The following is a 12945-nucleotide window of genomic DNA, read 5'->3' on the forward strand; positions in this document are numbered from 1 at the left end:
CTGACGGCAATGGAACAATTGATGATTCTGAACTTGCCGGAGATACCGATGGAGATGGTGTGATTACTGATCCGGAAATAGCCGGAGATACCAACGGTGATGGCGTAATTGATGATTCCGAATCAAGTGAAATCACTTTAGATCTAGTAAATGATGTTGATAATCCATTGAGTCTTTGTGATGATACTGATGTTGAACTCGCATATACCGATTTAATTGGAAATCCAAGTCAATATAAGATCACATTCGAAGAATCAGCGAGTGCTGCGGGATTTCATGATATAGATTATACTGATATTTTATCGGATTCAGGAGTGTTTCGATTTGCAGTTCCTGTTGGGGTTCCGGATGGTTTGTATGAAGGGAATCTACAATTGAGAAATAACTTTGGGGTAGAGTCTGTGACTTATAAATTTCAGTTTATCGTAAATGTATCAGCAGAATATATTATTTCGAAGTATGATGATGTGGTACTGTGCGACAACAGCAGTGAACGATTTGCAGCTTATCAATGGTATAAAGATGGAGTTGCGATTCCGGGTGCTGTTAATCAATTCTATAATGATCCTGATGGTCTGGTTGGTTCGTATTCTTTGGATCTAATAACTATTGACGGACAGCATTTGACAACCTGCTCAAAGGAATTCAATATTCCATTAAATAAATCAATTAGTGTATATCCTAATCCGGTAAGCAGTAATGGTAAATGTACTGTTCGTATGAATGGTTTTGAAGAAGATGAAGTACTGGGAAGTCAATTGTCAATATTCAATTCGTTTGGAGCAAAAGTATTCTATACTGAAGATGTGATAAAAGAAAATGTATTACTGCTTCAATTGAAAAAAGGAGTTTATGTTGGACATGTCACTACTGAGACGGGATCTAAGTATTCATTTAAAATTCTTATTCAAAAATAGCAGGTGTATTTTATCATGAGAAAAAAATTACAATCAACAGTATTCGTGAAAACTCAAGAAATCAATCAATGAAAAAATATAAAATACAGGTTCTAATTGGATTTTCCCTCTTTGTTTTTGGATCAGTTCAAGCCCAGAAAACAGATCAGTTTTTATCACTTGATATGAGTGGTGGACTGCATAGCATGCAATATTCTCTTCAAAATGGGAAAGCAAAAAGACAGTTTGGATATGGCTTCCATCTGTCTTACAGCTATTTTTTAAATTCACATTGGGGAGTGCAGACAGGTATTGGAATTCAGAAGTGTCGAACTGAGGCAATCTTAAATTATCAGTCGAGTACCAATGAAATTGATTCTGATGGCGATTCGTATGAGTTTCGTAACAGGTTTGATAACTGGCAGGAAAAACAAGATGTCTTTTTTGTTGACATTCCGTTATCCTTACAGTATCAAAAGATGTTAGGAAAAAAGTTTGGGATTTTAGCTGGGTTAGGGGCTCAAATATCTATTCCTACACAGGCCACTTATGAAACAACAGGAGGTGAAATGGTAACCACTGCCTATTACAGTCAGTGGAATGTAGAGTTATACGATTTGCCACAACATGGTTTAGGTTCGATTACAACTAAATACAAAGGCGACATATCTTTAAATCCATCTTATTCTGCGATTGCAGAATTGGATGGGTTTTATCATGTATCTGAGAAAATAGATGTGTATGCAGGATGTTATTGTAATTATGGTCTTAATAATTTAATAAGTCCTGAGAAAAAAATAGTTTATCAGCCAGACGGGGTCTACAATGGAATCTTAGCATCAGATCAGGTTTCTAAGGTTAATCTGTTGGCATTTGGACTTAAAGTTGGAGTCCGTTTCCGAATAAATAAGGTAAGGCGCAGAATTAGCAAGAAAACAGGATCAATAAACGATGTACAAACAGCAGAATATTCCGGTTCATTGCTGCCAGCAGGTTCGGTAAAAAAAGAATTAGGTATTGAACCAGCAAAAGAAGGATCAATAAACGATGTACAAACAGCAGAATATTCCGGTTCGTTGCTGCCAACAGGTTCGGTAAAAGAAGAATTAGATATTGAACCAGCAAAATCAGAAATTAAAACCTCAGTTAATAAAGAAGAAACACCAATTGAAAAGGCAAGACAAATATCAGATTCTATGAGTCTGGAGTTTAGTTTTAATTCAATAGAACTTATAAAAGAGGAGGATAGTAATTTTCAGATCTTGAGTAATCTCTTGAGAGCAAATCAGGAAATACAGTTGCAAATAATTGGACACACATGTAATATCGCAGATTATGAAACAAATATGATAGTTGGTTTCAAAAGAGCAGAATATGTAAAGTCTAAATTAATTGAGTTGGGTGTTCGCCCTTTTCAAATGGAAATAGAAAGCAGGGGTTTAAATGAACCTCTTTTTGAAAATACATCCGAAGAAAACAGAGCGAAAAATAGAAGAGTGGAAATAAAGGTTATCTCTAAATAATGAGGTTTTGTTGTATAATCAGGAGAGAGAGGGATTATGCCTCTCTTTTTTGTTTTCGTTATGAGCACGTTAAGAATCCCAAATGGATCCTTCTTGTCCCTTTTTCAATATTTTAAAATATGCTCAAAAAAAAGAGAGTTTCAAATGAATGAAACTCTCTTCCTAGATTAGAATCACAAAATTAATATCTTCTGAAGTTGCTGGCATTGGCATAATTTCCACGAAGGGAACTCTTGTTCTTTTTTCAATAGTGCTTCATCATTTGCGATCAATCTTTTTCCCAATCAAGATCATTGCATAAATGCCGTTTAATTAATCCTTATGGTAGTTTATTCCAAGCAAATCCCATCTTTTTTCCAATTTGGACAATGAACCTAAAAACTTAGAGTAATCCTTTTTTGCTTTGCGTGTCCAGCCAACTTCGGCATATGCAGCCAGTCTTGGAAATATCTGTAAATTCATTTTCTGGACGGTTGGAATCCACTCACTCCACATCTGACATCCCAGTCCTAGAATTTTGGAATCATATTTTGGATCCAGACCTTCGGGGATTGGATCGAATGAATAGGCTTTAGTCAAGGGAATTGTTTTGTAATTATAATCGAGATAGGTTTGGGCATGGTAGGAATTTACCACTTTATATCCATTCGAAACCGCTTTGTTTATCAATTCAAGATTTCCCTTCCAGAACTGAATAATAGCTGATTTCGCTAGTGTTTGTTTAACCTGCACGTTTGCATCATCTTGCCATTCGTGCACATTGTCGCCAAGAATCTCATTCCAGCCCATCATACGGTGGCCAGAACTATCCACAAACTGGGAAATACGGTTTGTGAAATATATCTGAAGATCGGCAGGGGAACTTAACCCTTCTTTCTTTATCAAGGCTTGCATCATCGCAGAGTTCTTCCAAGTCTCGAACGTTACCTCATCTCCTCCGATATGTACCACCTTACTTGGGAAAAGCGCCAATACTTCGGTAAGAATTTCCTCCAAAAAGTGGTATACTTTAGGATCAGCAACATTGAATGAATCATCCATTTTGCCAAAAGTTACAGGTACTTCGGTTGTTGTGCCAAGTACTCCCAGCCATGGATAAGCAGCTATGGCAGCCATTGCATGACCTGGCATCTCAATCTCGGGAACGATTTGAATATGCCTTTCCGAAGCATAAGCAATAATTTCCTTGATTTGCTCCTGTGTATAGAAACCATCATGAGGAATGCCTTCCCGTTTCTCACTTCGTCGGGCTGCTTGTGTATCTTTTCGAAAACTGCCAATGGAAGTGAGAAGCGGGTATTTTTTGATTTCAATGCGCCAGCCCTGATCATCCGTTAAATGCCAGTGAAATATATTCATTTTTAATAAAGCCATCTGATCAAGCAGGTTCTTTACTGCTTTCATTCCTTTAAAATGACGCGATTCATCAAGCATGAAAGCCCGCCAGGGAAACCGGGGTTTATCGGTAATAAGTACAAGCGGTATAACAGCTGTTTTCTTTTTATCAGGATTAAACTCAAACTCGGGTGGTAACAATTGCCGCAAAGATTGTATGCCATAAAAAACACCGGTATTGGTTCCTCCTTCGATGGTAATGCTCTTGGATTGAACCAGTAAGCGATAGCCTTCTTCACCTAATTCATTTTTCAACAGAGGGTCAATTACCAATTTAATGCCTTCGCCTTTAGCCCGAACTTCAGGTTTTATTCCATAAGCTTTTTCCAATATTTCGGATAAATAGTTTGCTTCTTTTTGGGTCGGTTCATTGGAAATTACGACCGTTTTGGCTGTGAGTTTATAAGTCCCTTTCTTGATCTCAACTTTCTCAGGGCGAGGGATAATATGAATGTCGGCCTGCGCTGATATTCCAACCCCAGAGATTAAAATTAATGAGATAATAAATTTGGATAGTTGCATGAGAATTTCGTTTTAGTGTTTTTTAATAAATGCTGACCGATTTTTTTTCTTATACTTTCAGAAATATTTTTTTTCGATAGAGGATATACAAGAACATCCATACTCCGGCTGTATAACCAATGGATCCAATAAGGGGAACCACTGATTCCGGAGCAATACGCATGAATCCTCCAAAGAAAAAATCACGCATAGTATTGAAATTAATTATTTTGTATTGTACTATGTAAATGGTAATGGGATTCAGGCCGATTACAACAAAGAAAAAGGCCCATTTTTTGAATCCCCACACATCTATAATGAGATAAAAAATACCTAATAAAAGTAGGCTCCATCCTCCGGCATAGAGAGTAAAGGAGCTTGTCCACAGGTTTTTGATGATGGGGAAGAAGAGCCCCCAGAGTTTACCAACAGCAAGTGATACGAGTCCCGCAAAGATTATTATCAATCCTTTCTGTATTTTACTAAAATTCACTTTTTGAGAATGAAGAAAAGTCCCTGCAAAGACACCCAGCATAGCTGTTCCAATGGATGGAATAGTACTTAGAATACCTTCGGGTTCCATTACTTTTAGATGCAGTGTACCAGGTAATAACAAGCGATCAATATAACCGGATAAATTGCCTTCGAGAGTTAGGACACCGGCACCAAAACCGGGAACAGGAACGAATTGCATCAATAAATAATAGCTAATCAATAATCCCCAAAACCATACAATCTGCCAGTGCAATGAAGTATTCAGAAAAATGATAGCAGCCAGAAACCAGGCAATGCCAATTCGTCCAAGAACACTGGCAAAACGAAGGTGTTCCTCATCGAAATTGAGAATGCGGTTGTACAACATTCCCAAAATGATCAATGTTATCATGCGTGTAAATGCATGATTGTAAATGCTTGCTTTAGAGTCACCATTCGATAATCTTTTTCCAAAAGAAAAGGGCATTGAAACACCTGCTAGAAAAAGAAAAAGCGGGAAAATTAAGTCGTAAAAGGCAAAGCCTTCCCATTTTACATGATTCATCTGAGAGTGGAGCCATTTAAAAAGAGGCCATCCGGTAAGTGCTGCCAAGGCTAGGATAATCCGTTGTCCACCTATAATCCAAAACATGTCGAATCCACGCAGTGCATCAAGGGAACGTAATCGTTGTTGTTTTGGAGCATTATTTGTTTGTTTCATAACAATCAATGTTTAAAACGTGTATTGTTGAATATCAATGATGTAGATGGCATCTCGTTCTCAGATTGATCTGTCAGTTTGTTTCCTATGAATAGCCATGAGGCGATTTTGTCTTGTTCATTCCGAATAGTTGTTTTCAATTTGTTTTATGATTTAATACTAGCTTCCCCATGAAGAAAATGAAGCAAAATCATTCTTGTAATCATCAGAATGCAGGTATACAATTTCCCCGGACAGAATGGTTTGTAAGATATTTATTTCAGTTTGCTTTTGTTCAAACAGAACCAAATTGGCCGGTTCGCCTGCCTTAAAAACCGATTGGGATTTTCCCGTCAATACTTCCAGAGGTTTGAGCGATGCTTTGTTCCATGCATCTTTCAGTGATAGTAAATTCTTCCTGACCACTTGATTGACACACCATAGCAGCGACTGGGCAGAGCCTGCCAGTAAGTTCGGTTGATTAGCCAAACTTAGGCGTCCTTCCGGGCTTAACATCACTTCTCCGCCAATATGACTATTATAAGTTCCTGGATTTAAACCTGCAAAATAGGTACAGTCACTGATTAAGATTGCAGTTTCTGATTTTACTTTAAAAATGATTTTCAAAAATGAGTCTGGCAAGTGAAAGCCATCTGCAATAACCGAGGTCCAAAGTTTATCCTGTGCCAACTGTTCCCAAATGTAGTTGGGATGTCGGGGTAACATCAAATGAGTGCCGTTACCCAAGTGCGTTGACAATCGTCCGCCTGCTTTTACGGCTCTGTCAATTTGTTCCGGTGTGGCAGCGGTGTGTCCGATGGAAACGATAACTCCGCTTTTAGTACAACGTGCAATAAACTCATCGCTTCCGGTCCATTCCGGTGAAAGAGTGATAATCTTGATTTTTTCTTCAGCAATAGTTTGCCATTGTTGAAACAATTCCCAATCAGGCTTTTGCACCAGTTGAGGATCGTGTGCACCACGAGCACCATCTTCTTTCGAAATGAATGGACCTTCTAAGTGAATTCCACCAATGGCACTTGCTGCTTCTGGATAAGTCTTGCAGGCCAAAACAATAGTTGCAAGAGCCTTCCTAATAGAATCATCAGTATTCGTAATCAGTGTTGGAAAGAAAGTGGTGACTCCTTGTTTAGCGAGCATTTGTACTACGCGGTTTACATCAGATGCCATTAATTGGGTGGTATTGAAATCAACACCACCATAACCATTCACCTGTAAATCGACCAATCCGGGTGCAATAACAGGAAGATACTTTTTTGCTTTAGGAAGATAAACAACATCCGCTATTTTACCGTCTTTTATTCCAAGTCGTATTGGTTTTCCGCTTTGATAATCCAATCCTTCTACATGCATTGTTATCGTTTTAAATATTCATTAAATTCAAAAGACAAGACATTACTATTTTAAATATTCATTTCAATTTGCTTTCTCATTAAGAGAGGCCAACAAAGTATTTACTTCAACCGACTCTTGGTTTTTAATCAGGTATCCTGTAAGGATGTACAGTATCAGCGAAGTGAGCATTGGAGCCGCTACCTCGGTGGCAAGACTAAAATCAGGGATAATTTTAGTGATAGCAAAAGCCAATAATCCACCGAAAATAGATACTAAGGCAGCTTTGCTTCCACACCGTTTAAACATAGGTAATAACCCCAGAATCATAGGAATAGCAATTGGTCCCAGCAAAGAAGCAAACCACGAGACGATCAGTCCAAATACACCGCCAAAATGTCGTGAATTAATGGCTACAATGATGGTGAGTACGGTAAATGAAAAAGTGGTTAGCCGCGCCAAGACCAAGGTCTGCTTCGGTGTAAATTTCCTGATTCGATGAAAAACGACAGGTAAAATATCGCGGGTAATTACTGCCGATACTGTGTTGGAATCGGAAGCGGTCATTGACAGCGTGTTTGCAAACATCGAAGCCAATACCAATCCTAACAATCCAGCTGGCAGAAATTTGATTGCCATCATACCGTAAGACAATGTCGGATCAGCCAAATCCTTAAAAAAGATAGGGGCTGCAAACATTGGAAATAAAAGAAAGAGTGGCCATATGAAATAAAGGATGGAGGATAAAATTCCTGCTTTTCGAGCTTCAGAGCCGGATGAAGATGAAATAAACCGTGTTGCTAAGTTCCAGGTTCCCCCACTGTAACTAAAAAAATTGATGAACAGCATACCAAGCGCAAATGCCGGGGTGTAGGGATCGTTAAAGAGATGGGAATTCGTTTCCGGTAATCTATCCCAAAGAGTGAATATGCCTGAAACTCCATCTCCCAATTTCATTAAAATCATCACAAACATGGTTATGCCGGCAAATAACTGAATTACAAACTGGGCAAAATCATTCCATACATCAGCCCATAATCCACCAATCGTGATGTACAAAAGAGAAACACCACCTGCCATCAAAATACCCAATGTTAGTGAGCTGCCTGTAAAAATATTCAGCAGGACTGCAATTGCAGCCAGCTTTCCGCCTACATCAAATACCTTGATGATGGCTCCACTCCAGGCGATAATTTGCTGAGTAGTTAGATTGTATCTTGCCAATAAATATTCTGTAGGAGATTGAATTCCAGTTTTGATCCTTAGTTTCGCCCAACGTGGGGCAATCCATAAGGCTGCCAGTAAAGTTGCTAAACCAACTCCACAGGCCCACCAAATGTATAAAGAAAACCCATTGGTATAGGCAATTCCGGCATAGGCAACAAATACGGCTCCACTATATCCGGAAACGTGATGGGAGACACCAGACAGCCACCAAGGAAGTTTCCCACCAGCAGTGAAGAAATCAGCCGAATTCTTTACTTTTCTGAAGGCGTTAAGGCCAATAGCAACCAATACTAAAAAATACATGGACAGAACAATCCAGTCAATTAATTGCATAATGCTATCCTTTCTGTTTTTATGTGAGATCTTAAGGCTTTATCTTCTTTTACATGTAACTTTTTCATTTCCTCTTTTGGTTAATTAGATTGATAGAAATAAATTTTTCAGCATACCTTTTTCCTAAAATCCGCTGCGATTGGGAATCGAAATGAATATAGTCGGGTTTGGGGGTTAAATCGTTGGTTGGAACCACATAGCAATTGGAAAGATCTTGTGATACTGACCTAATAATAACATTAACCGCATTCCAGTTTTCCTGTCGGTTTTCAGGACGGGTATATGAGCCCAGCTCTCCCATAATAATTGGCAATGAATCAATTCCTATAAATTTCCGCATTTCTGTCATTACCGCTTTAAGTTTGTGCTTGTAAACTGGTATCTTTTCGGGGAAAGCATCGCTTTCTCCCTGATGCCAAAGAATTCCTTTGATTTTTCCATACTTCATGGCCATACCGGTTTTCTCTTTGAAATTGCTGAATAGTTGAACGCCGTTAAATACAGAATCACTCATCCATGATTCAATAGGGCTGCCTCCAACGGCACAAGGAACCAGTCCAATGGTTATGGAATCACCTACACTTTTTATTAATTCACGGGCAAATGAAATTCCACAATCCAAACCCGTAAGTTTGGGTTGATAATTGTGTAATGGCTCTTTGGCAACTACCCAGTCATTGTTCAGGTCAACAGTCAGTATCCGAGGATTGGGTAATGTATCTTGTGGCTCGACAGTACCTCGTCCGGCCATGTTCGATTGCCCTGCCATAATAAAAATCCAAAAATGCTCGTGATTCGGAATTTGTTTTGGATATTCTATCTTTTTGGGGAAATGTTCCGGTTTACACTGAGCTGTTCCATTCATCCAAAATATCAAACCAATAAAAGGCAACAAAATGTATTTTTTCATACTCAAATGCTTAATTATTTTTTTCAGTACAGTTTCTAACGATGGTGTAGATGTTTTTCAACTTTTGGTTTCGGATGAAGTTTTGTTCCTTTATTTCATCAGGATGCAGGAAGCCTTTGTTCAGCTCTGTAAATCGGTTGTTTAATTTTTCTGATTCAACAAGCATCTTTTTTAATTCAGGAAGTATTTTTTTCGCCTTTTCCAGTGTGTATTGGTCGGATTCATAAATCGATTCCACCTTTTTAAAGTCAAGGTAATAAACCCGCAGATCAAGCATAAGTCTTAAATGTTCAAACTCTTGTTTATGGGCTTTTGGTTTCAGCAAAGCCATCAGTTTTTTAGCTTCATTCACACTTTGCCTGATGGTTTCCAATTCATCCAAACCAGAATTACTGTTCAGATCGACTGTTTGTGGAGATGCTTTCATGATTTTCCAAAGTTTTTTTCCATCCGAAGATGTTAAACTAAAGCGATCCTGTGCATATTTCACAACAAAAGCTTCTGGATCGAGAGATTCTGCCTGCCTTAAGGATTGTGCGTATGCCGCAATTAAAATCCGGAAGCCGGACAATGGATAAACATTGCGAATGGCAGTCATATCGATCATTTCGTAATTGGTATCCCATGTAAAGCCATAAACGCCTGAAGTTGACCACGATGTCATCACTGTCCCTTTGTATCCGGCCTGACGGGCATATGGAATAAATTCGCGCTGGTTGTTAAAATGCTTTTGCCAGTCAGTGGTGTACCAATTGTCCGGATGACTTCGGATGGCCGGAGCTCCCCAAAAATTCAAACCCTTTTCGAGTAACTTGCCGATATCTCCAAAGTGGTTAATTTTCCAACCGTAGTTCCAATCAACATAAACTGTTTCTTTGGGAAGCTGATTCACTACTTGCGGGTATTTCAGCACAATGTCAGACCATAATACCGGAACTTTTCCCATTTTAACAACAATATTGCAAATTGCACTTAGATAATCAGCGAAAAGTGCAGAGGTGCCATCTTTTGCAACTTTTTCTTTGCAAATGCTGCAATGTCCCAGTAAACGGGTTTCGTCACCTCCGATATGGATGTATTTTGAATTGTGTAAAGAAGCCATATCTGCAAAAAGATCGGTAAACAATTCTTTGTCTGCCTCTATTTTTAATGGACAAACCTGAGAGGGATCTTTCTTTGATTCGCGAAGCTCACTGTACCTGCTGTGGCGTAAAATGTATTCCACATGACCAAAACACTGTTGAAGCGGGATGACATCAATGCCTAAACTGTCGCAATAGCTTACAAACTCTTTTACTTCAGATCGGGAGTATGCATATTTGTTTGAAATAGTCTGATGTTTTTCGTAGGGATAAGAAGCTTCCCATTCCATAATGAGTGTATTGATCCCAAAATCAGATAATTCTTTGGCAAAATTCTTCAATGCCGGCATAGTCATTACCTGAATCCGAAGATCGATATGAAATCCTCTTACCGGAAAAGGTTTAAAAGCTGCTGTTTTCTCTTCATTTTTAAGAGACTGGGCATTTGTTGTAGAGATTATGCTTCCAAAAAACAAAATGATAATCGTTACCAATGCTGATAAATTGATAATTGTATGTGATTTATTCTTTAATGATTTCATGAGCGATTTATTTATTCGAAATGATATTTTAAGATGTTTTCAAGTTGCATTCATTTTAATAAACTGCCATCCAATTCGTCGTTTTATAATTGTGATACCTAAAAGATTCTGATCCCGGTTTACGGAATAAAATGGTATCCTTTTTACCTGATAAATGTTCTACGACTACGACGATACCATCAGTGAAGATTTCCTGTGAAATTTTCATTTCGGAAGCAGAATTACCAACCGGGGCTGCCATAAGAACTGAGTGAGTTTCCTTTCCTGTGATATGGTAAGAAGCAACTGGAGCCAACTTGTTTTTCCCATTTATGTTGACAAATCCTTTACCCATTTTCAATTCGTTGCAAATTGAGGGATCTGCCGGAATGAAAGCGACAGGGGAGTCAACTTTCAGCAGCAACGTTTTTTCCAAATTATTCACCTCAAATTCTTCCAAAGGCAAATGAAGCAGGATTTCGTAATCATGCTTGTTCGTTGTGTCGAAGTAGTCATAAATAAGTAGATAGTTGTTTTTGATTAAAGCCAGATTTCGAATCCAGTTCACGGAAGCATTTGCCTTTTCTGTATTCGGAGAAATCATTCGAACCAAACTATAATCTGGTTTTTCTATCCAATCAGTAATTCGGTTATCCGATTGCCGTTTTCCTGCCCATTGGCGATCGCCGGAAGTAGCCTCGTCACTTTTTCCATCAATAATAACCGTATTATGAGCCTGTGACGTCCGATACCATTTTACCAGCAGAGGGTCATCGTAGTTACAACAACCGCTGTCGATAACAACCGGTTGTTTTCCATACCATAAATTAAAACCCAATCGTCCGGCATGAGCGTGTGCACCGATAGTCATGGCTGGATTGGCTAACAAATACCAAGGTTTAAATTCGGAACTGTTTGTGCGCATAACACCAATATGGCTATCAGGCAGATAGTGTGATCCTGGAACTTTCATTTCCAATTTGCTTGAATCTAATATCTCATGAACTGTATCCAAAGTTGGATTCACCGGCATAGGATATGAATCGTTTATTGGGGGCATAGTACCATCAGGTTGTGCAACTTCTAAAAGATAATTTGCCATCTTTTGCAAAAGAGGTTTAATATTTTTAGGAAGTTTTATCTCATTTTCACGACAAAGCAAATAGGTGTCCCTAAAAATAGATGTTTCAAAAGGGTAGTACCCAAACATTTGCTCTACATTTCCTCCATCCTTGTAAAAAGAATTATTAATGTGATGTTCCAGTATTCGTAGACCATCATCTCTGAGTTCCTCAGCTTTAGGAAGCGTAGGAAAAAGAATGCCTAAATAAACCATGGCCAATGCGCCATGAGCCTGATGATTGAATTCATTTAGTTTTTGCCGGCCAAACCCATTTACAAGTACTTCCGAATGTTCTTTCAAACTTTCGAAAATGAGCGTTTTGTCATCTTCAGTCAATCCATGACTGCATAAGAAGAAACACCACGAAAGGTGAATGGAACGCCAGGCTACCTGCATATCATACCAGTTGTATTTTGATATTGGCGAATCTGTTACTCTGGGATTATCGTGTATCCAAAGACGAATCAGCGTCATCATATCATTCAGATAACTTTTATCGCCTGAAAGGTAATAGAGACGGGCAAAGGATGGCAAATAATAAAAGCGGTTCAGCCAAACGCTTTTTTCCAGCTCTGTTTTTTCCAGTTCTCCCCATCCAATTGGATCACCATATATTTTTTGCAGCAATCCATTTCTTATGGATTCAACAATTATGTGATCGTCTTCCGAATTGAATAGTTCCATTTGAATGAACTTTCCTCCCTGATCTTTGGGAAGGTAATTTCCTAAATTATACGCTTTCAGGTATTTGAAAAACGGAAAAATAATCTTGTTGTTCCCGATAGAATACTTGTTGCTACGTAAGGGTGAATTAAGAAAAATTTCACTAAAAGCAGTAGTAGTCACTAGAATACCAGCACTTCCAGCTACCAATTTTTTCAAAAATATCCGTCTGTCTGAGCCCATA

9 protein-coding genes are annotated in these 12945 nt (G+C 38.5%); 2 read left to right on the top strand and 7 right to left on the bottom strand.

Features of this window, described 5'->3' with window-relative positions:
• On the top strand, positions 1–917 hold a 917-nt coding region (locus QUH73_RS16795), incomplete at its 5' end, for a T9SS type A sorting domain-containing protein (protein ID WP_289531597.1).
• Positions 918–985: 68 nt separating this feature from the next.
• Entirely contained in the window at positions 986–2419 is a 1434-nt protein-coding gene (locus QUH73_RS16800; protein WP_289531598.1) for an OmpA family protein, read from the top strand.
• Positions 2420–2731: 312 nt separating this feature from the next.
• Here QUH73_RS16800 and QUH73_RS16805 read toward each other — a convergent pair whose 3' ends face one another.
• The 7 genes from QUH73_RS16805 to QUH73_RS16835 form a co-directional block, all read right to left on the bottom strand.
• Positions 2732–4336 carry a beta-N-acetylhexosaminidase gene (locus QUH73_RS16805; protein WP_289531599.1) on the bottom strand — a complete coding sequence of 535 codons (1605 nt, stop codon included), beginning with the start codon at positions 4334–4336 and terminating at the stop codon, positions 2732–2734.
• Between the two features lie 49 nt (positions 4337–4385).
• Positions 4386–5510, bottom strand: a complete 1125-nt coding sequence (locus QUH73_RS16810; RefSeq protein ID WP_289531600.1) for an acyltransferase family protein — start codon at positions 5508–5510, stop codon at positions 4386–4388.
• 159 nt (positions 5511–5669) lie between these two features.
• Positions 5670–6863: an N-acetylglucosamine-6-phosphate deacetylase gene (locus tag QUH73_RS16815; RefSeq protein ID WP_289531601.1), complete on the bottom strand. Its 1194-nt coding sequence runs from the start codon at positions 6861–6863 to the stop codon at positions 5670–5672.
• 63 nt (positions 6864–6926) lie between these two features.
• Positions 6927–8402, bottom strand: a complete 1476-nt coding sequence (locus QUH73_RS16820; RefSeq protein WP_289531602.1) for a sodium:solute symporter family protein — start codon at positions 8400–8402, stop codon at positions 6927–6929.
• Between the two features lie 64 nt (positions 8403–8466).
• Positions 8467–9312 carry a sialate O-acetylesterase gene (locus QUH73_RS16825; protein ID WP_289531603.1) on the bottom strand — a complete coding sequence of 282 codons (846 nt, stop codon included), beginning with the start codon at positions 9310–9312 and terminating at the stop codon, positions 8467–8469.
• 10 nt (positions 9313–9322) lie between these two features.
• On the bottom strand, positions 9323–10936 hold the full coding sequence (locus tag QUH73_RS16830) for a family 20 glycosylhydrolase (protein WP_289531604.1): 1614 nt from the start codon (positions 10934–10936) through the stop codon (positions 9323–9325).
• A gap of 55 nt (positions 10937–10991) precedes the next feature.
• Entirely contained in the window at positions 10992–12944 is a 1953-nt protein-coding gene (locus tag QUH73_RS16835; RefSeq protein ID WP_289531605.1) for a heparinase II/III family protein, read from the bottom strand.
• Position 12945: the final 1 nt, after the last annotated feature.

Origin of the sequence: Labilibaculum sp. K2S, assembly GCF_030372765.1 — a bacterium.
Lineage (GTDB): Bacteria > Bacteroidota > Bacteroidia > Bacteroidales > Marinifilaceae > Labilibaculum.

What these genes read in the sequence shown, in the direction of transcription:
- QUH73_RS16815 (WP_289531601.1), bottom strand. Translation starts at nt 6,863, where the DNA reads ATGCATGTAGAAGGATTGGATTATCAAAGCGGAAAACCAATACGACTT.
- QUH73_RS16820 (WP_289531602.1), bottom strand. Translation starts at nt 8,402, where the DNA reads ATGCAATTAATTGACTGGATTGTTCTGTCCATGTATTTTTTAGTATTG.
- QUH73_RS16835 (WP_289531605.1), bottom strand. Translation starts at nt 12,944, where the DNA reads ATGGGCTCAGACAGACGGATATTTTTGAAAAAATTGGTAGCTGGAAGT.
- QUH73_RS16805 (WP_289531599.1), bottom strand. Translation starts at nt 4,336, where the DNA reads ATGCAACTATCCAAATTTATTATCTCATTAATTTTAATCTCTGGGGTT.
- QUH73_RS16800 (WP_289531598.1), top strand. Translation starts at nt 986, where the DNA reads ATGAAAAAATATAAAATACAGGTTCTAATTGGATTTTCCCTCTTTGTT.
- QUH73_RS16810 (WP_289531600.1), bottom strand. Translation starts at nt 5,510, where the DNA reads ATGAAACAAACAAATAATGCTCCAAAACAACAACGATTACGTTCCCTT.
- QUH73_RS16825 (WP_289531603.1), bottom strand. Translation starts at nt 9,312, where the DNA reads ATGAAAAAATACATTTTGTTGCCTTTTATTGGTTTGATATTTTGGATG.
- QUH73_RS16830 (WP_289531604.1), bottom strand. Translation starts at nt 10,936, where the DNA reads ATGAAATCATTAAAGAATAAATCACATACAATTATCAATTTATCAGCA.